This is a genomic window from Aquicoccus porphyridii (assembly GCF_008369105.1).
In the GTDB taxonomy this organism is placed as follows: domain Bacteria; phylum Pseudomonadota; class Alphaproteobacteria; order Rhodobacterales; family Rhodobacteraceae; genus Aquicoccus; species Aquicoccus porphyridii.
In genome coordinates, this window is record NZ_VINQ01000003.1 from 166,469 (window position 1) to 185,527 (window position 19,059).

Below are 19,059 nucleotides of genomic sequence, written 5' to 3' on the forward strand. Positions count from 1 at the left end.
GTTCCTGCGGCTATAGCGGCAAGACCGACGCCGATCAATGCGGCCCGTGCGCCACGGGTAAAACGCTCAGCCCAGCGGATCGGGCGCCACGTTCGCCCCGCAGACCAGCACCGCCACCCGCTCACCCGGTTCGGGGGTATAGGCCCCGCTCATCAGCGCGGCCAGCGCGGTCGCCCCCGCAGGCTCCACCAGTTGCCGCAACCCGCGCCAAAGCGCCTTCTGCGCCTCAAGGATCGCATCGTCACTCACCAGAACGCTCTGCGCGCCGTGTTCGACCGCCAGATCATGGCAAATGTCGCCGATTCGCCGCGCGCCCAGCGCATTGGCGGCCACGCCCGAGACCTCGACATCGACCGGGTGGCCCGCCGCCAGCGCCGCATTCAACGCACAGGAGGTTTCCGGCTCGACCGCGACGACCTTGCGCGCGCCCTCAAGCCAGCCCAGCGCACCGGCGATCAGCCCGCCACCGCCCACCGCGATCAGCACCGTGTCGGCCTGCAATCCCTGTGCCACCCATTCGGCCATGCAGGTGCCCTGCCCCGCGACGGTCGCGGGGGCGTCATAGGCATGGATCTGCATCGCGCCCGAGGCCTCCTCGTATTCGCGCGCGGCGGCCAGCGCGTTGGCATATTCACCGCTCACCACGGTCAACTGCGCCCCGGTTTCGCGGATCAGCGCAATTTTCGAAGGCCCGGCCATTTCCGGCACAAAGATATGCGCCACATGGCCCAGCGCACGCGCGGCAAAGGCCACTGCCGCACCATGATTGCCACCGCTGGCCGCCACCAGACCGGCCTGCGGCACCGGCCCCGACAAAAGCGTGTTGAACGCACCGCGCGCCTTGAAACTCCCGGTATGCTGCATCTGTTCGAGCTTGAGTTCGATCGGATCGGCAAGCCCCAGCCCATCCCATGTCAACACCGGCGTGCGCAGCACATGGCCTTCGATCCGTGTTCCCGCCGCCTTGATCTCGCGTTTCCAGTTCATCCTGTCTCTCCCCGGCTGGCCTTGATCCGGCGAACCTTATAGTGCTTGCATGAACGCGCAACCAAGGAAACCGCCATGAACGACGATCGCCGCAGCCCCTTTCGCGATGCCGGAACGGATCGGTCCACGGCCGAGCACGTCCCCGACACGCCGCAGACCCGCGCCCCGGCCTATCGGCTGGCCTTCGACGACGAGGATTTCCTGCTGCGCGACGAATTGCGCCCGGTCCGGCTTCAACTCGAACTGCTCAAACCGCAACTGATCCTCGAAGAGCGCGGCATCACCTCGACCATCGTTCTGTTCGGCGGCGCCCGCATCCCCGAGCCCGAAAAGAAGGACAAGGCGCGCACCAGGACCCTTGCCGAACTGTCGCATTTCTACGAGGTCGCTCGCGAATTTTCCCGCCTCATGACGGCGAAATCGCTGGCCAGCTACGGGCGCGAATACGTGATCTGCACCGGCGGCGGGCCCGGCGTGATGGAGGCCGGAAACCGCGGTGCCGCCGATGTCGGCGGGGCGTCCATCGGGCTCAACATCGTGTTGCCGCATGAACAGGCGCCGAATGAATACGTCACGCCCGACCTGTGCTTCAACTTTCACTATTTCGCGATCCGCAAGATGCATTTCCTGATGCGGGCGCGCGCGATCTGCATCTTTCCCGGTGGGTTCGGCACGATGGACGAGATGTTCGAATCGCTCACCCTGATCCAGACCGGGCGCATGGAGCGCGTGCCCTTCCTGCTCTTTGGCCGGGCGTTCTGGGAGAAGATCATCAACTGGGAGGCGCTGGCCGATGCCGGCACGATCTCGGACGAGGATCTCGACCTGTTCCGCTATGTCGAAACCGCCGAAGACGCGGTCCATGTCATCGAGAACTGGGCGCCCGACCCGTGCCGCGGCGACCTGCCCGGGCGGTAGATTCGCGCCGGGGCAGGCCGCTGAAGCTCAGGAAAACGCCGCGCCGGGGCGGATATGCGCGGCCTCGATGCCGCGGCAATTGCGCAGAACGGGGGCACGGAACTGGCGGGCCGCAGGGTGCTCGGGGTCAAGCACCCCAAGCCGCACGAGGATCGAGGCAATGGCGCTTTCCGCACCGCGCGTTCCGCCGTCGATGATCTTGAGCGCCACGCCCAGCTTGCGTTCGGGAATGATCGCGATGAAGAACGCCTCCGCCCCGGTCTTGAGCGCCACGCGCCCGTCCATCGCCCGCATCAACTCGGTACAGGCACGCCCCTCGCCCGCGACCAGTTCGGGCCACGCCACCATCGCCTGCCGCAGCGCCACCGCCGCGCGCGACCGCGCATCGCCGGTGTCCGAGGCCCCGGCAAAGAACGCCATGGCGCGGGCCATGCCATGCAAGGTGCCCGCGAAATTCGGGGCCGAACACCCGTCGATCCCATGGCCCAGCGTGGCCTCGCCCGTGACCTCTTCCCAGGCGGCTTTCACCGCCTTCTGCACCGGGTGATCGACCGCGATATATTCCGGCCCCGCCCCAAGGTGGCGCGTCAAGGTCAGGAACCCCGCATGCTTGCCCGAACAGTTGTTATACACCTGCTCATGGGCGCAATCGGTGCAGGTGAGACGCCGCGCCTCGTCCTCGTCGCGCGGCATGTGCCAGCCACAGCGCAGATCGTCGTCACCCAGCCCCAGATCGGCCAGCCACGCCCGCACCCGATCGACATGGATCGCCGCCCCGTTATGCGACGCGCAGGCCAGTGCGAGTTGCTCGGGGCCAAGCCCGGCCGCCGCGGCCGCACCGCTTTCCAGCATCGGCAGGGCCTGGATCATCTTCACCGACGACCTTGGCAAGACGACCAACCCGGGATCGCCCCAGCTTTCGACGATGTCACCCCCCGGGCCGCACACCACCGCGTGCCCCAGATGCACGGATTCGCGGATCGGTCCGCGCCAGAGTTCCGCCATTTCCACTGCTGCCGTCATCTGCTGCTCCCTTCGCATGACATGCCGCGCAACGCGGCCCGCCCTATGGCAATTTTTCGCCAATTTCCCTTTCGCACATGGCAGATTTCAGGCTATTGTATCAATGTCGAGTAGGAAACAGCCCTTGTTCGCGACAATGATCCGCAAAGGACCGCCGACAGGGGTAGCGATTGAGGCAAAAGGACAGCTGGAGGCTGGACATATGGTATCACGTTTTGCGTTGGGCTTTGCCGGGGCTCTGATGGCACTGGCGGCCTTTGACGTTGCCGCGCAGGAAACAAGCACGAATCAGGTGGCGGCCAAGACCGACTGGTCGGTCTTCGAGGAGAGCAACCCGCGTGAATGCTGGGCCGTCACCTCACCCAAGGAAACCGTCAATACCAAGGAAGGCCGCGTGGTCGCGGTCCGGCGGGGTTCGATCCTTCTGATGGCCTTCTACCGGCCCGAAGCGGATGTGGCCGGGCAGATCACCTTCACCGGCGGGTATCCCTTTGCGTCCGGGTCGACGGTCAACCTCAATATCGACGGCACCGAATTCGAGCTTTTCACCGAAGGCGAATGGGCATGGCCGGCATCGGCCTCGGACGACGCCAAGATCCTCACCGCGATGAAGCGCGGCCGCAGCGCCGTTCTGACCGCCCGCTCTTCGCGCGGCACGACCACCGAGGATACGTTTTCGCTCTCGGGCTTTACCGCCGCCGTGGAAGACGCCGAGGCACGGTGCAAGTGATCCACCCCACGGGCGGCGCCGCTCGCACCTGATCGCAGCCCCCGGTTTGGGCCGCCGGGCAGGCCGCTGCACGCGGTCCCGCCATTCCTTTTGCAATCGCCCCCGATTCCCCTATATAAGCGCAGCCTTTACAGGACACGCGCATCATGACCGATACACCGATCACGCCTGACGTCACCGCCCTGCCCCGCCTGCCCAAGCGCGCGGATGGCAAGGTGAATCTCGTCGGGCTCACCCGCCCGCGACTGCGCGAGGCATTGATTGCCGCCGGGACACCCGAGAAACAGGCAAAAATGCGCGCTGATCAGCTCTGGCAATGGATCTACCAGAGGGGCGAGGCCGATTTCGCCGCCATGACCAACCTTGCCAAGGCCTATCGCGCCACGCTGGCCGAGCATTTCGTGATCGAGCGCCCCGAGGTGGTCTCGAAACAGGTCTCGGCCGACGGCACCCGCAAGTACCTCGTGCGTATCTCCGGCGGTCACGAGGTCGAGGTGGTCTATATCCCCGAGGAAGATCGCGGCACGCTCTGCATCTCGTCGCAGGTCGGTTGCACGCTCACCTGTTCCTTCTGCCACACCGGCACGCAGAAACTTGTCCGCAACCTCACGGCGGGCGAAATCGTCGGCCAGATCATGGTCGCGCGCGACGATCTGGACGAATGGCCCAATCCCGGCGAAGGCTCGGATTTGCGGCCCCGGCTTCTGTCGAACATCGTGCTGATGGGCATGGGCGAGCCGCTTTACAATTTCGAAAACGTTCGCGACGCGATGAAGATCGCGATGGACCCCGAGGGCATCTCGCTCTCGCGCCGCCGCATCACGCTTTCGACCTCGGGCGTGGTTCCCGAGATTGCCCGCACCGCACAGGAAATCGGCTGCCAACTGGCCGTGTCGTTCCACGCCACCACCGACGAAGTGCGCGACAAGCTGGTGCCGATCAACCGCAAATGGCCGATTGCCGCGCTGCTCGACGCGCTGCGCGCCTATCCCAAGGCCAGCAATTCCGAACGGATCACCTTCGAATACGTGATGCTGAAGGGCGTGAACGACAGCGACGCGGATGCGCGGCGGCTGGTGCAACTCATCCGTGGCATCCCGGCCAAGATCAACCTCATCCCGTTCAACGAATGGCCCGGCGCCCCGCACGAGCGGTCGGACTGGGAGCGGATCGAGAGCTTTGCCGACATCATCTACAAGGCCGGCTATGCCTCCCCCATCCGCACCCCCCGGGGCGAGGATATCATGGCCGCCTGCGGACAATTGAAATCGGCAACCGAACGCGCCCGTAAATCCCGCGCCCAGGTCGAGGCCGACGCGGGGCTTTGAGCCTGCGCGAGGAGAACCCCGCCAGTGGCCGCCCCGCCGAGGTCTTCCTGGCCTTTCTCAAGCTGGGGCTGACCTCCTTTGGCGGTCCAATCGCGCATCTGGGCTATTTCCGCGATGAACTGGTCACGCGGCGGCGCTGGCTAAACGACGAAGCCTATGCCGATCTCGTCGCGCTTTGCCAGTTCCTGCCGGGCCCGGCGTCAAGCCAGGTGGGTTTTGCACTCGGCATGATGCGCGCCGGGTGGCTGGGCGCACTGGCCGCCTTCATCGCCTTCACCCTGCCTTCGGCGCTGATCCTGCTCGCCTTTGCCCTCAGCGCTGGCGCGATTGACGGGCCCATCGGCACGGGTGCGCTGCACGGGCTCAAGATCGTGGCGGTGGCCATCGTGGCCCAGGCGGTCCTGGGCATGGCCCGCACGCTCTGCCCCGACCGCGAGCGCGCCGCCATCGCGGTGGGTGCCGTGGCCGTTCTGGCGTTTCTGCCCGGGGCCATCGGCATGATCGGCGCCATCCTGCTCGGCGCCGTTGGCGGGCTTTATCTTGGGCGCGGCACCGGTCGCGCGGTCGGCGGACATGTCGCCACACCCGTTTCGCGGGCGCAGGCCATTGCCGCGCTGCTCGCTTTCGCGGGGCTTTTGATCACGCTGCCCCTGCTGGCCGGGCTGTCCCAGGGCCTTGCCGTGATCGACGGCTTCTACCGCTCGGGCGCACTGGTCTTTGGCGGCGGGCATGTCGTGCTGCCGCTGCTTGAGGCTGAAACCGTCCGGACCGGTTGGGTCAGCGCCGACCAGTTCCTCGCCGGATACGGCGCGGCGCAGGCGGTGCCCGGCCCGATCTTTACCTTCGCGGCCTATCTCGGCGCCGTTCTGGACCCTGTGCCAAACGGAGTCGCCGGGGCCACTCTGGCGCTCTTGGCGCTGTTCCTCCCCGGCTTCCTGATCCTGATCGCCGTGCTGCCCTTCTGGGACAGGTTTCGCACCCTCGCACCAGCGCAATCGCTGATGCAGGGGGCCAACGCCGCGGTGGTCGGCATTCTGGGTGCGGCGCTTTATTCGCCGCTCTTTACCAGCGCGATAACCGACCTGCGCGACTTTGCGCTGGCATTGGCCGCGTTCGTGCTTCTGACCTTGTGGAAAGTGCCGCCCTGGGCGGTGGTCATCGTGGCCGGGCTCGGCGGGGTTGCCTTGACCCTGACACGCTGACGCCCACACTGCCCCCCGAATTTCCCAATTCAGGACAAAACCCCGCCACAAACGATGATCATCCTCATCTCATCAACAATTCAATTGGAATGAGGCAACAGGGCATGAAACACGATCCCATCGACACCGAATTGACCGCGAAAATCTGTGACATCGTTCTGCACGAGCGCAGCATGTCGCTCTCCGAGCGGGAATGGAAATACCGCCTGCGCGGTTATGGCTATGCGATCCGCGACACCGATGCGGGGCGCGTGGTCACGTCGCTGATCAACGGCAGCGATCTGTGCACCCTGCCCGAAGCGCAACCCGAAGACAGCGCCATGCACTACGCCGCATAAGGCGGGGATCTCCTCCACTTCAGGCCGCGCGCAGGCCCAACATCTCGCGCGCCTGTGCCACGCTGGCCACCGGGCGTTCGTATCTTTCGCACAGCGCCACGGCGCGCTCGACCAGCGCCGCGTTCGACGGCGCCAGCCGCTCGCGATCCAGCCGCACGTTATCCTCAAGCCCGGTGCGCGTGTGGCCGCCCGCGGCGATGCACCACTCGTTGACCTCGATCTGGTGCCGCCCGATCCCGGCGGCGCACCATTCCGCCCCGGGGGCCAGCCGCTCCATGGTTCGCACGTAGTAATCGAACACGTCCTTGTCGGCGGGCATCGCGTTCTTCACCCCCATCACGAACTGCACGTAAAGCTTGCCGGGCAGAAGACCCGCCTGCTTCATCATCACCGCCTGGTGGATATGGCTCAGATCGAACGCCTCGATCTCGGGGGTGACGTCGTATTTGGTCATCTCGCTGGCCAGCCACGCCACAAGATCCGGCGGGTTCTCGTAAACCCGCGTCGGGAAATTGTTCGACCCCACCGTGAGGCTCGCCATGTCGGGGCGCAGCGGCAGCATCCCACCCCGCTCGGCCCCCGCCCCCGACCGGCCACCGGTCGAGAACTGGATGATCATGACGGGGCAATGTTTCTCAAGACCCTCCTTCAGCCGCGCAAAGCGTTCCGGGTCGCTCGTCGTCGAACCATCCTCCATCCGCACGTGGCAATGGGCAATCGACGCCCCCGCTTCGAACGCCGCATGGGTGCTTTCCACCTGCTCGTCTATCGTGATCGGCACCGCCGGGTTGTCGGCCTTCTGCGGCACGCTGCCGGTGATCGCCACACAGATGATGCAGGGTTTGGTCATGAAACGCTCCTCAAGCCTCAGATGTCGAAAAAGACGGTCTCGTCTTCGCCCTGCACCTTGATATCGAAGCGATAGAGTGCATGTCCATCCCGCTCGACCCGATGCGCGATCAGGGTCTGCCGCCGCCGCTCCCACTCGATCAGGTTCAACACCGGGTCATTCGCGTTGGCCTCGGCCTCGTCGTTGAAATAGAGTCGCGTGTTGAGGCCAAGGTTGATCCCCCGCGCCACGATCCACAGGTTGATATGCGGCGCCATCATCGTGCCGTTGCGCCCCGGCACCGGCCCGGGCTTCACGGTGTCGAACCCCCATTCGCCGGTCTCGAAATCGGTAATCACCCGGCCCCAGCCGCGAAATCCCTCTTCCACCTCGCCCGGATGCTCGGGATGGGCATGGATGCCGTCGCTGTTGGCCTGCCACGCCTCGAGCATCACATCCTTGATCGGGCTGCCGGTGCCGTCGATCACGACACCCTCGACCCGGATACGCTCACCGCGCGCATTCGGCCCCGCGATGTCCCAACCCAACTCGCGTTCGTAGATGTCGAACCCCGCCGCCCCGGGCGCCAACCCGATATGCACGTAAGGCCCCGCCGTCTGGCTGGGCGTTTCCTTGAGATAATCGAGCCTTTGCATCAATTCCCCTCCAGCCGGTTTTCAAACAGGGTCGAACGCCGCCCGCGCAGCACGATATCGAACTTGTAGGCGATGGAATCGAGCGGAATGGTGGCGTTCCGGTCCAGCGGCGCGATGAGCTGTCCAATGGCCGCCTTGTCGGGAATCGTGTTGACGATCGGGCAGGTCTCGATCAGCGGATCACCCTCGAAATACATCTGCGTGATCAGCCGCTGCGCGAACCCGCTGCCAAACACCGAAAGATGGATATGCGCCGGGCGCCAGTCATTGACCCAGTTGCGCCACGGATAGGCCCCGGGCTTGACCGTGCGAAAGAAATAATACCCGTCCTCATCGGTCAGAACCCGCCCGCACCCGCCGAAATTCGGGTCGATGGGGGCAAGATAGGTGTCCTTCTTGTGGCGATACCGCCCGCCCGCATTGGCCTGCCAGATCTCGACCAGCGTATTGGGAACGGGGCGCGCGTTTTCATCCAGCACTCGCCCATGCACGATAATCCGCTCACCGATCGGGCTTTCCCCGGGCTTGGCGTAATTCAGGATCAGATCGTTATCCATCGGGTCGATATCGCCATGGCCGAACACAGGCCCGGTGATCTCGCTCAGCGAATTTTCAAGGCTGATGGGCGCATAGTGCGGCGAGCGGGTGACACTCGTCTTGTAGTCGCGGTCAAGCGCGGGCGGATGCCAGCGCCGGTCTCTCTGGTAAAACTCGCCGGGTTTCATCTCGGCCTCCTCCTTGATGGGAATTGCGCGCAGCGCTCACTCCCGTTCGCGTTCCATCTCGTCATAGGTCTCGCGCGCCAGCTTGAGCGCGTGATTGGCGCGCGGCACCCCGGCATAGATCGCCACGTGCTGAAACGCCTCAAGCACGTCGGTCTTGCTCGCCCCGGTGCGCGCGGTGGCGCGGATATGCATCGGGATCTCGTCGAAATTGCCCAGCGCCGCCAACAGCGCCAGCGTGATCATCGACCGCTCCCGGTCGGAAATCCCGTCGCTGGCCCAGACATGACCCCAGGCCGTTTCGGTGATCATCTCCTGGAACGGCGCCTCGAAATCGCTTTTCCGCGCCTCGGCCCGGTCGACATGCGCATCCCCCAGGATATGCCTGCGCACCTTCATTCCCTGTTCATATCGCTCCGACATGCTCTCTCCCTCGCAGCTCAGTATGGCAGGCCGACATAGTTCTCGGCCAGCACCGTTTGCGCCGCGCGGTTCTCGCGCAGAAACGCCACCTCGGCCGCCTGAATGCGCAGATCGAACGCGCTCTGATCCGGAAAGCGATGCAAAAGCGTGGTCATCCACCAACTGAACCGCTCGGCCTTCCAGATGCGTGCCAGTGCGCGTTCCGAATAGCGCTCGATCCCCTCGTCCTCGCCGTCCTGATAATGCTGCACCAGCCCGTGATAGAGATAATGAATATCCGATGCCGCCGTGTTCAGCCCCTTGGCCCCCGTGGGCGGCACGATATGCGCCGCATCCCCGCACAGGAACAACCGCCCCCAGCGCATCGGCTCGGTCACGAACGACCTGAGCGGCGCGATGGATTTCTCGACGCTGGGCCCCGTCACAAGACGCTCCGCCGCCTCCTCGGGTATCCGCCGTTTCAACTCCTCCCAGAACGCCGCATCGGTCCAGTCCTCTGGGCTGTCGCTCAACGAACACTGGATGTAATAGCGGCTCAGGTTCTCGTTGCGCATCGAACACAGCGCGAAACCCCGCTCCGAACTGGCATAGATCAACTCGTCATTCACCGGCGGCGTCTCGCTCAGGATACCGAGCCAGCCGAACGGGTAAAGCTTCTCGTATTCGCGCCGCACCGAAAGCGGGATGCTCTGGCGGCTGACCCCGTGAAACCCGTCACACCCGGCCACGAAATCGCAGTCGATCCGCTGCTCTGCCCCGTCCTTGTGATACGTGACATATGGCGCATCGCCATCGGCACCGTGGATCTCGACCCCGTCCACCTCATAGACGATCTTGCCGCCCGCCGCCTCGCGCGCATCGTAAAGATCCCGGGTCACCTCGGTCTGGCCATAGACGACCACGTGACTCCCGGTCAGCTCCTTGAAATTGATCCCGAATGACAGGTTGTCACGCGAAATCACCGTGCCGTCATGGATGAAGCATTCACGGTCCATCCTCTCCGCCACGCCCGCCTCACGCATGAGGTTCACGAACCCCACCTCGAGCACACCCGCCCGGATACGCCCCAGAACATACTCCCTGGTCTTGCGCTCCAGCACCACGCTGTCGATGCCGCGCTGGTGCAGAAGCTGGCTCAAAAGCAGGCCCGACGGCCCGCCCCCGATGATCGCAACCTGTGTTCGCATGGGCCATCCTCCCTTTGTGCCCATGATGAATTGCCTTTTCCGCAAAGTAAAATGACGTTATCTCCGATTTACTTGCCTAAATCGGAAAGCAAATGATCGACCGCCGCATCAAGTTCCGCCATATCCAGTGCTTCACCGAGATCGCCCGCCAGGGCAGCCTCAAACGCGCCGCCGAAACCCTGCACCTCACCCAGCCGGCGATTTCCAAGACATTGAAGGAACTCGAAGACATCCTCGCAGCCCCGCTCCTGACCCGCTCGCGCGCGGGTGTGGCGCTGACACCGCAGGGCGAGGTCTTCCTGCATTTCGCGCGCTCGTCGCTGGCCGCGCTGCAACAGGGCCTGAACGAGGTGGACGAGATCGGCCAGAGCGCCCGCGCCCGCCTGCGCGTCGGTGCGCTGCCCTCGGTCGCCGCGTGGCTCATGCCGCCGGTCGCGCGCGCCTTTGCCACGCTGGCCCCGCAGGCGGTGCTTGAAATCATCGACGGCCCGCATGGCTACCTGACCGACCGGCTGCGCCTCGGCGCGCTCGATCTTGTCATCGGCCGGCTTGGCCCGCCCGAGATGATGCAGGGCCTTTCCTTCACGCAGCTTTACGCCGAAGAGGTGGCCTTTGTTACCCGCGCCAACCACCCGCTGACCCGTGCCCCCGATCTGCACCGCATCGCCGATTACCCGGTGATCTATCCCTCGACCGGCTCGGCCATCCGCCCCCTTGTCGACCGCTACCTTGCCGAGAACGGGGTGGGCGACCTGCCGCGCCGGATCGAAACCGTTTCGGGCGCGTTCGGGCGCGTCCATACCCGCCAGAGCGATTGCGTCTGGATCATCTCCGCCGGCGTCGTCACCAATGAAATCGCCGATGGGCATCTCACCCGCCTGTCCTTCGACACCGCGATCACCCAAGGGCCCGTCGGCCTCATGACCCGCCCCGAGGCACAACCCACCCCGGCGCAGGAATTCTTTCGCCTCGCCGTATCCCGGGCGCTTGCCGCCTGACGCTCACGCCACCAGCGCGCCTTCCCACTGCCGCAGGCAATACCGCGCGGTCGGCGACTCGCGCCCCGTCGCCATGGGATCATCGCCAAACAGCGCCTCGATCTCGGCCCGCGCCTCCCGGCCCAGCGTGGCAAGCGCCTCCGCCCCCAGATGCAGGCTCTCGCTCGCGATCCCCTCGGCCCAGATCACCTCGTGCCGGTCAAAGGCCAGATGCACGTAACGCACCCGTGGCCGCTCAACCTGGCGGATCGTGTCACCATTGACCAGGTGCGCCGCCGCCACCAGAACCTGCCCCTGCCCGAAATAAAGCGCGGTGCGCCAGTCACCGAGAAGCATCCGGTGCTGCGGCGACACCCAAAGGTCGCGCCGGTTGCCCAGCGCCCCGGCCCGGATCACCACCGGCGCCATCGGCCCCACGCCCGGCACCTCCTTCTGGCCCACCCACCGGACCGGCTGCAAACCATGGTCCAGCGTCTGCACCAGATCGCCCACCCGAACCGCGTCGACCGGCATCGGCCCACGGTCGGTCTCGACCGATGTGCCCGCCACGAAACAGGGAAATTCCGGCGGCTCGGACTCGAAGGTTTCAAAGGAAAGCTGCTCGCTCCGGGGCGGATCGGCCCCCGGCCCGTATTGCATCGTGCCCTCGGTCACGCCGTTCACGTCAAAGACGATATTCGCCGGGCTGGTAAAGACCTGGTGGTCTGCCGACGACGCCCGCCCCTGGAACTGGTCATGCTGCGGGTTGAGGTTGGAAAAGATCGGCGGATCGGACGAATCGCCCCCGGGCCAGGCATAGATATCCACGAACTGCCCGTTCGAGAACAGCGTGTCGCCCTCGTTCACCTGTCGCACCACGATGCGAAACACGTCAGACTCGCTGCCAAGCGCCTCAACGCCCGAAAGCGTGACCTTCATGCCGTTGTTGTTGCCACTGGTCGACACACCGGAAAACATCCCGATCTGATCGCCCGTAACGAAGATCTCGACCTCAGCCACCAAAGGCCCCCTGCACTATCCCCCCAGGGTTTGCAGCCGGTTCAGGCTTGGGCAATTTGCCTGAAATCTCGTTTTCGTACAATGGCTTTCGCCGCGCGCGTCGATCGGTGCGCAGATGACCGCGCGTCACGGTTTCCGGCGGGCTGATCGCGGCTCAGGACAGGAATTCGGCCTTGGCATAGCCCTGCACGTAAAGCAGCGCCGTGAGGTCACCGAAATTCACCCGGATATCGCATTGCGCGGCCACGCTCGGTTTCGCATGCAGCGCCACCCCCGCCCCGGCCAAACCCAGCATCCCGAGGTCATTGGCCCCGTCACCGACCGCCATCACATCCGCCTTGGAAATTCCCAGCCGCGCGCTGATCTCTTCCAGCGCCCGCACCTTGGCCTCGCGCCCCAGTATGGGCTGCGCCACCGCCCCGGTCAGGCGACCATCCTCGATCAAAAGCGTGTTCGCGCGGTGCTCGTCGAACCCCAGTTCGGCGGCCACCTTGGCCGTGAACGCCGTGAACCCGCCCGACACCAGCGCCGCATAGGCCCCATTGCCCCGCATCGTCGTGACCAGTTCCCGGCCCCCCGGCATCAACTCGATCCGCTCGCGCAGCACCTTGCCGATCACGCCCGCGTCCAACCCCTTCAACAGCGCCACCCGTTCGGTCAATGCGCCCTCGAAATCCAGCTCGCCATTCATCGCCCGCGCGGTGATCTCCTTCACATAGTCACCCACGCCCGCCGCATCGGCCAGCTCGTCAATGCATTCCTGCCGGATCATCGTGCTGTCCATGTCGGCCAGAAGCATCCGCTTGCGGCGCCCCTCTTGCGGCTGCACCACCAGGTCAACGCCCATCTTCTGAAGATCGGCCCACACGTCCCAAAGGTTGCCCGGCCGCTCCGCCACGGCAAACTCCGCCGCCTCGTCCACCGCAAGCCACCGCGCCGCGCCCCCGCCCCAGGCATTGCGCAGCGAATCGACCAGCGCCGGGTCGAGCGCCGGGGTCTCGGGCGAGGTCAGAAGCGTAACGATATGCATGGGCAAGGTTCCCGATCATGGCCATTCCATGCCGCGATGCGGCACTTTGGCGGCTCTTACCGACAAATCAAGGCTTGCGAAAGCCCCGCATCGCCCGTATCCCGGTTCGTGGGACACCCCTCCCCAACGAGGGGCGCTTATCTGGAAGGGTAGCTACATGGCTATTGATGCACCGGCAACGCGGCCGGCAAATCCGCGTTTTTCCTCTGGCCCTTGCGCCAAGATCCCCACATTCGAACTTGCGAAACTCGCCGACGCCTCGCTGGGCCGCTCGCACCGCGCCGCGGTGGGCAAGGCCAAGCTCAAGGCGGCGATCGACGGCACGCGCGAAATCCTCGGCATCCCCGACGATTATCGCATCGGCATCGTGCCCGCCTCTGACACCGGCGCCGTGGAAATGGCCCTGTGGTCGATGCTCGGCGCTCGCGGGGTCGAGATGCTGGCATGGGAATCGTTCGGCGCCGGCTGGGTCACGGATGTCGTGAAACAGCTCAAGCTTGACAATGCCACCGTGAAAACCGCCGAGTATGGCGAGATCGTCGATCTCTCTTCGGTCGATTTCGCGCATGACGTGGTGTTCACATGGAACGGCACCACCTCGGGCGTGCGCGTCCCGAACGGCGACTGGATCGCGGATGACCGCGACGGGCTCACCATCTGCGACGCGACCTCGGCGGCCTTCGCACAGGATCTGCCCTGGCCGAAACTCGACGTGACGACCTTCTCCTGGCAAAAGGTGCTGGGCGGCGAAGCGGCGCATGGCATGCTGATCCTGAGCCCCCGCGCCGTCGAACGCCTCGAAAGCTACACCCCGCCCTGGCCCCTGCCCAAGATCTTCCGCATGACCAAGGGCGGCAAGCTCAACGAGGGCATCTTCGTGGGCGAAACCATCAACACGCCCTCGATGCTCGCGGTCGAGGATTACCTCGTCTCGCTCGACTGGGCGCGCTCGGTCGGCGGTCTCAAGGGCCTCATCGCCCGCGCCGATGCCAACACCAAGGCGGTGGTCGATTTCGTCGAAACGCATGACTGGATCGACGTTCTTCCGCGTGACCCCGCCACCATGTCGAACACCAGCGTCTGCCTCAAGTTCACCGATCCGCGCATCAAGGACGGCGCGGGCTTTGCCAAGGCGGTCGCCAAGCGGCTTGAAGGCGAAGGCGTGGCCTATGACATCGGCGCCTATCGCGACGCACCTCCGGGCCTGCGCATCTGGTGCGGCGGCACGGTGGAAACGGCCAACGTGCAGGCGCTCATGCCGTGGATCGAATGGGCCTTTGAGGCCGAAATCGCCGCGCAATCCTGATCGAAATTTCCGCGAAACCCCGGGGCCTCGCACATGGCCCCGGCACGCTTCTCATATCAAAGGACCAGACACATGGCTCCCAAAGTTCTCGTATCCGACAAGCTCTCCGAAACCGCCGTTCAGATCTTCCGCGATCGCGGCATTGATGTCGATTTCATGCCCGATGTCGGCAAGGACAAGGACAAGCTGGCCGAGATCATCGGCGATTATGACGGCCTTGCCATCCGCTCGGCCACCAAGGTCACCGAGAAGATCCTCGAACGCGCGGACAAGCTCAAGGTGGTCGGCCGCGCCGGGATCGGCACCGACAATGTCGACAAGGCGGCCGCCTCGAAAAAGGGCGTGATCGTGATGAACACGCCGTTCGGCAACACCATCACCACCGCCGAACACGCCATCGCCATGATGTTCGCCTGCGCCCGGCAAATCCCCGAGGCCAGCGCCTCGACCCAAGCCGGCAAGTGGGAGAAATCGCGCTTCATGGGGGTCGAACTGACCGCCAAGACGCTGGGCGTGATCGGCGCGGGCAATATCGGCTCGATCGTCTGCGACCGGGCCCGCGGGCTCAAGATGAAGGTCATCGCCTTCGATCCCTTCCTCAGCGAGGAAAAGGCCACCTCGATGGGCGTCGAAAAGGTCGAGCTTGACGACCTTCTGGCGCGCGCCGATTTCATCACGCTGCATGTCCCGCTCACCGATCAGACCCGGAACATCCTCTCGGCCGGGAACCTCGCCAAGACGAAAAAGGGCGTGCGCATCATCAACTGCGCCCGGGGCGGCCTCGTCGACGAGGCGGCGCTGGCCGAGCTGATCAAATCCGGCCATGTCGCCGGTGCCGCCTTCGACGTGTTCAGCGTCGAACCCGCCACCGAGAACCCGCTCTTCGGCCTGCCGGGCGTGGTCTGCACCCCGCATCTGGGCGCCGCCACCACCGAGGCACAGGAAAACGTGGCCCTGCAGGTGGCCGAGCAGATGTCGAACTACCTGCTCACCGGCGCCGTTGAAAACGCGCTCAACATGCCCTCGGTCACCGCCGAAGAGGCCAAGGTGATGAGCCCGTGGATCAGGCTCTCCGATCACCTCGGATCGTTCATCGGGCAACTGACGGACGAGCCGATCAAGGCGATCAACATCCTTTATGACGGCGTTGCCGCCCGGATGAACCTCGATGCGCTCAACTGTGCGGTGGTCTCGGGCATCATGAAATCGGTGAACCCGGATGTGAACATGGTTTCGGCCCCGGTCATCGCCAAGGAACGCGGCATCAAGATCAGCACCACCAATCAGGACAAGTCGGGCGCCTTCGAGGGCTATATCAAGGTCACGGTCGTCACCGACAAGCGCGAACGCTCGATCGGCGGCACCGTGTTCTCCGACGGCAAGCCGCGCTTCATCCAGATCAAGGGCATCAACATCGACGCCGAGATCGGCGCGCATATGATCTATACCACCAACGAGGACGTGCCCGGCATCATCGGCACGCTGGGCGTCACCATGGGCGAGGCGGGCGTGAACATCGCCAACTTCACCTTGGGCCGTTCCGCATCGGGCGGCGAGGCCATCGCGCTGCTTTACGTGGACAGCCCGGTGGAACCTGTCGTGCTCGACAAGCTCAAGGCGACCGGACTGTTCCAGCAGGTTCAGCCGCTCGAATTCGACGTCGCCTGATCCCAAGCCACCAACACGATGCCGCCGCTCCCCCGGAGCGGCGACACGGCCCGTTCGCTCAAGGCGTCTTCAGGCTGGCTTGCGCGCGTGCATCGCCACCGTGACGAGAAAGATCAGCATCGCGATCAGCGTCAGGAACGACCCCACCTTGGCCAGCGTCTCGCCCGTCTGACGCAATGCCTGCACGATCCCCGGAACCAGCGTCACCAGCCCGACAAGCGCCACGACATAATGAACCCGGGCCAGCACCGTCTCCGCCGCCGCGGGCGTCGCGTGATAATAAAGCCCGATCAGCGCCATCGTCGCCCACCCGACAAGATTGAGATGCGCATGCGCCCCCGAAAGCATGTGATTGCCGGTGGCCGACATCTGGATGCCCCAGATCATGCCCAGCGTGACCGCCACCGTTCCGGTGGCAAAGAACCAAAGCGCAACACCTTTCATGATACGTCCCTCCCCTTTTCTTGTTGCATGGCCCCAAGCGGCGGCCCGGTGAACTCCAGCTGATACCGCTGCGCGGCCTCGGTCACAGCCTCCATGTCCTCGGGAATGCGCAGCGACCGTGCCGCCATCTCGTAAAAGAACCCGTCAAAGCCACCCGGCGTCAGGATCACCAGGTGACGGCTCGGCTTGTCGCCGGTCACACGGAACGTATGCTCGGTGCCACGCGGCACGAAAACGCTCTCGCCAACCTGTTTGACGACGGTTTCGCCCGCCATCCAGAATTCTGCTTCGCCGGACAGCATGACGAATGTTTCATCCGCGCCGCGGTGCACGTGGCGCGGCGGTCCGCTGCCGGGCGGTCCGACCGAATCCACGATGCTCATCGCGCCGCCCGTGTCCTCGGCGCTCAGCATCCGGCTATAACTTGTGCCCAACCACTCGACGCAATCGTCACCGTTATCTGCAAAACTCATGGCCTCCTCCTGTCACAATTCAGTGAGTCGAAAGCCGCGGCACCCTGAACTCTGCCAGATGCCACTCCCCCTGTGAAACGAATTGATGTTATGATACATATCAATGCCATGAATTTCAGGTCCTTCGATCTCAACCTGCTCCGGGTGCTTGATACGCTCCTGACGGAACGCTCCACGGTCGCCGCCGCACAGAAGCTCGGGCTTAGCCAATCCGCCGTTTCCGCCGCGCTCTCGCGTTTGCGCCACGCACTCGGCGACCCGCTCTTCGTGCGCCACGGGCGGGGACTCGAACCCACGGATTTCGCCGCCGGGCTGCATATTCCGCTCGCTCGCCTGCTCGAAGAAACCGAGAACCTGCTCAGCGGCCCGGGCCAGTTCGACCCCTCGCAGGCGTCACAGGAATTCCGCATTTCAGGCTCGGATTTCTTCTCCGACATGCTGATACCGCAACTGGCCACCGACCTGCGGGTCAACGCACCACGCATGCGCGTGATGCTGGTCGATCTCGTGCCCGACAATTACGTCGACACGGTCGAACGCTACCAGGTCGATCTCGCGCTGCTGCCCAAAACCACCCTGCCCAACTGGGCCAAGGAAATGCCGGTCTTCCATTCGACCTTCGTCGCCGTCGCCCGGCGCGATCACCCCCGGCTCACCCGCGCCGGGCTCAGGCCGGGCGATACGGTGCCACTCGATCTTTATTGCGACCTCGAACACGTTCTCTTCTCTCCCGAGGGGAAAACCTCGGCCATGGGCGATACCGCGCTGGCGAGGCTGGGGCGCAAGCGACATGTGCTGATCACCCTGCCCACCTTTGCCGGGGTCTATCATGCCGTCGCCGAAAGCGATCTCATCGCGCTCCTGCCCGGGCAACTGGCCCGCCACGTGGCCCCGCGTGTCGGGCTCGACATCTTCACCCCGCCGATGCCGGTGCCCGCGCCGCTCATCACCATGGTCTGGCACCGGCGCGCGACGCACAACCCCGCCCATCGCTGGCTCAGAAACAAGGTTGCGAATTTGCTTCTGCCGCTCAATGAAGGGGAACAACCACTGCCCGAAAGCACCACATGATGACCGAAACCATCTATGCCATTGGCGATATCCACGGCCAGCACGAGATGCTGCTCGACGTTCTCACCCGGATCGAGGCGGATGGCGGCACCGACGCCCGCGTCGTCATGCTTGGCGATCTGGTCGATCGTGGCCCCGACAGCCGCGCGGTGCTCGACACGCTGATCTCGGGCATCGAACAGGGGCGCGACTGGACCGTCCTCATGGGCAACCATGACCGGATGTTTCTCGACTTTCTCGAAACCGGCGCGATGGATAGCCCGATGGTCCGCTCCGGTCTCGACTGGCTCAACGAACGGCTGGGCGGGGCCGAAACGCTGGCCTCTTACGGGCTCGACCCCACCATGCCCGCCAAACGCCTGCTAAAGGCCGCCGGGCGCGCCGTTCCCCGCGAACATCACAGCTTCCTCGCCGCCCGCCCGTTCTATCTCGAACGCGGGCCCCATCTCTTTGTCCATGCCGGGATTCACCCCGAGCGCCCGCTCGAGGCCCAGTCCGAGGACGACCTGATCTGGATACGCGAGCCCTTCCTGTCCTATTCCGAACCGTTCGACTGGCTGGTGATCCACGGCCACACCGCGCAGAAACTGCCGCGCCATTATGGCAATCGCATCAATCTCGACAGCGGCGCGGGCTGGGGCCGCCCGCTCACCGCCGCCGCCATCGAAGGCACCCGCGCATGGGTGCTCACTGATGACGGACGCCAACCGCTGATGCCCTGACGACA

General features: G+C 64.8%; 21 protein-coding genes. 10 read left to right on the forward strand and 11 right to left on the reverse strand.

Annotated elements, in window-relative coordinates; all coding sequences use genetic code 11:
• Window positions 1-66: 66 nt before the first annotated feature.
• Window positions 67-987 carry a threonine/serine dehydratase gene (locus tag FLO80_RS06050; RefSeq protein ID WP_111362669.1) on the reverse strand — a complete coding sequence of 307 codons (921 nt, stop codon included), beginning with the start codon at window positions 985-987 and terminating at the stop codon, window positions 67-69.
• Window positions 988-1,062: 75 nt separating this feature from the next.
• Here FLO80_RS06050 and FLO80_RS06055 point away from each other — a divergent pair, with 75 nt between their 5' ends.
• Entirely contained in the window at window positions 1,063-1,905 is an 843-nt protein-coding gene (locus tag FLO80_RS06055) for an LOG family protein (RefSeq protein ID WP_111362671.1), read from the forward strand.
• A gap of 27 nt (window positions 1,906-1,932) precedes the next feature.
• On the opposite strand, the gene FLO80_RS06060 is transcribed toward FLO80_RS06055, so the two are convergent.
• Window positions 1,933-2,928 (reverse strand): asparaginase, encoded by a 996-nt coding sequence (locus FLO80_RS06060; RefSeq protein ID WP_111362674.1) that lies wholly within the window; start codon window positions 2,926-2,928, stop codon window positions 1,933-1,935.
• Between the two features lie 202 nt (window positions 2,929-3,130).
• On the opposite strand from FLO80_RS06060, the gene FLO80_RS06065 reads away from it, so the two are divergent.
• The 4 genes from FLO80_RS06065 to FLO80_RS06080 all read left to right on the forward strand — a co-directional run bounded on the left by FLO80_RS06065 (window position 3,131) and on the right by FLO80_RS06080 (window position 6,526).
• On the forward strand, window positions 3,131-3,658 hold the full coding sequence (locus tag FLO80_RS06065) for an invasion associated locus B family protein (RefSeq protein ID WP_223145458.1): 528 nt from the start codon (window positions 3,131-3,133) through the stop codon (window positions 3,656-3,658).
• A gap of 146 nt (window positions 3,659-3,804) precedes the next feature.
• Complete coding sequence (gene rlmN, locus FLO80_RS06070) at window positions 3,805-4,986, forward strand: dual-specificity RNA methyltransferase RlmN (RefSeq protein WP_188078222.1); 1,182 nt, start codon at window positions 3,805-3,807, stop codon at window positions 4,984-4,986.
• Window positions 4,983-6,188, forward strand: coding sequence for a chromate efflux transporter (gene chrA, locus FLO80_RS06075; protein ID WP_439328708.1), 1,206 nt, complete (start codon window positions 4,983-4,985; stop codon window positions 6,186-6,188). Before rlmN ends, chrA begins: the two co-directional genes overlap by 4 nt.
• A gap of 104 nt (window positions 6,189-6,292) precedes the next feature.
• Complete coding sequence (locus FLO80_RS06080) at window positions 6,293-6,526, forward strand: hypothetical protein (RefSeq protein ID WP_111362679.1); 234 nt, start codon at window positions 6,293-6,295, stop codon at window positions 6,524-6,526.
• A 19-nt stretch (window positions 6,527-6,545) separates the two neighbouring features.
• On the opposite strand, the gene FLO80_RS06085 is transcribed toward FLO80_RS06080, so the two are convergent.
• Genes FLO80_RS06085 through pobA form a run of 5 tightly spaced genes read right to left on the reverse strand, consistent with a single transcriptional unit; the run spans window position 6,546 to window position 10,343 of the window.
• The gene (locus FLO80_RS06085; protein ID WP_111362681.1) at window positions 6,546-7,376 is read right to left on the reverse strand and encodes a 3-oxoadipate:acetyl-CoA acetyltransferase; all 831 of its coding nucleotides are present in this window, start codon (window positions 7,374-7,376) and stop codon (window positions 6,546-6,548) included.
• Between the two features lie 17 nt (window positions 7,377-7,393).
• A complete protein-coding gene (gene pcaG, locus FLO80_RS06090) occupies window positions 7,394-8,014 on the reverse strand; it encodes a protocatechuate 3,4-dioxygenase subunit alpha (protein WP_111362684.1) in 621 nt (206 codons plus the stop codon).
• Window positions 8,011-8,736 carry a protocatechuate 3,4-dioxygenase subunit beta gene (gene pcaH, locus FLO80_RS06095; protein ID WP_111362686.1) on the reverse strand — a complete coding sequence of 242 codons (726 nt, stop codon included), beginning with the start codon at window positions 8,734-8,736 and terminating at the stop codon, window positions 8,011-8,013. The genes pcaG and pcaH overlap by 4 nt, the downstream gene beginning before the upstream one ends.
• A gap of 36 nt (window positions 8,737-8,772) precedes the next feature.
• Window positions 8,773-9,156 (reverse strand): 4-carboxymuconolactone decarboxylase, encoded by a 384-nt coding sequence (gene pcaC / locus FLO80_RS06100; RefSeq protein WP_111362688.1) that lies wholly within the window; start codon window positions 9,154-9,156, stop codon window positions 8,773-8,775.
• A 17-nt stretch (window positions 9,157-9,173) separates the two neighbouring features.
• A complete protein-coding gene (gene pobA / locus FLO80_RS06105) occupies window positions 9,174-10,343 on the reverse strand; it encodes a 4-hydroxybenzoate 3-monooxygenase (RefSeq protein ID WP_111362691.1) in 1,170 nt (389 codons plus the stop codon).
• A gap of 92 nt (window positions 10,344-10,435) precedes the next feature.
• Between pobA and pcaQ the strand changes: the two genes are divergently transcribed.
• Window positions 10,436-11,341: a pca operon transcription factor PcaQ gene (gene pcaQ / locus FLO80_RS06110; RefSeq protein ID WP_111362693.1), complete on the forward strand. Its 906-nt coding sequence runs from the start codon at window positions 10,436-10,438 to the stop codon at window positions 11,339-11,341.
• Between the two features lie 3 nt (window positions 11,342-11,344).
• On the opposite strand, the gene FLO80_RS06115 is transcribed toward pcaQ, so the two are convergent.
• Window positions 11,345-12,340 carry a Hint domain-containing protein gene (locus FLO80_RS06115; RefSeq protein ID WP_146611005.1) on the reverse strand — a complete coding sequence of 332 codons (996 nt, stop codon included), beginning with the start codon at window positions 12,338-12,340 and terminating at the stop codon, window positions 11,345-11,347.
• Between the two features lie 154 nt (window positions 12,341-12,494).
• On the reverse strand, window positions 12,495-13,370 hold the full coding sequence (gene serB / locus FLO80_RS06120; protein WP_111362698.1) for a phosphoserine phosphatase SerB: 876 nt from the start codon (window positions 13,368-13,370) through the stop codon (window positions 12,495-12,497).
• 157 nt (window positions 13,371-13,527) lie between these two features.
• Here serB and FLO80_RS06125 point away from each other — a divergent pair, with 157 nt between their 5' ends.
• Both FLO80_RS06125 and serA read left to right on the forward strand, forming a co-directional pair.
• Window positions 13,528-14,676, forward strand: a complete 1,149-nt coding sequence (locus tag FLO80_RS06125) for a phosphoserine transaminase (protein ID WP_111362701.1) — start codon at window positions 13,528-13,530, stop codon at window positions 14,674-14,676.
• Window positions 14,677-14,748: 72 nt separating this feature from the next.
• Entirely contained in the window at window positions 14,749-16,344 is a 1,596-nt protein-coding gene (gene serA / locus FLO80_RS06130; RefSeq protein WP_111362703.1) for a phosphoglycerate dehydrogenase, read from the forward strand.
• A 69-nt stretch (window positions 16,345-16,413) separates the two neighbouring features.
• On the opposite strand, the gene FLO80_RS06135 is transcribed toward serA, so the two are convergent.
• A complete protein-coding gene (locus FLO80_RS06135) occupies window positions 16,414-16,788 on the reverse strand; it encodes a hypothetical protein (RefSeq protein WP_111362706.1) in 375 nt (124 codons plus the stop codon).
• On the reverse strand, window positions 16,785-17,261 hold the full coding sequence (locus tag FLO80_RS06140) for a cupin domain-containing protein (protein WP_111362709.1): 477 nt from the start codon (window positions 17,259-17,261) through the stop codon (window positions 16,785-16,787). The genes FLO80_RS06135 and FLO80_RS06140 overlap by 4 nt, the downstream gene beginning before the upstream one ends.
• A 108-nt stretch (window positions 17,262-17,369) precedes the next feature.
• Here FLO80_RS06140 and FLO80_RS06145 point away from each other — a divergent pair, with 108 nt between their 5' ends.
• Both FLO80_RS06145 and FLO80_RS06150 read left to right on the forward strand, forming a co-directional pair.
• Complete coding sequence (locus FLO80_RS06145) at window positions 17,370-18,332, forward strand: LysR family transcriptional regulator (RefSeq protein ID WP_111363217.1); 963 nt, start codon at window positions 17,370-17,372, stop codon at window positions 18,330-18,332.
• Window positions 18,332-19,054, forward strand: a complete 723-nt coding sequence (locus FLO80_RS06150; protein ID WP_111363214.1) for a metallophosphoesterase family protein — start codon at window positions 18,332-18,334, stop codon at window positions 19,052-19,054. The genes FLO80_RS06145 and FLO80_RS06150 overlap by 1 nt, the downstream gene beginning before the upstream one ends.
• Window positions 19,055-19,059 lie beyond the last annotated feature (5 nt).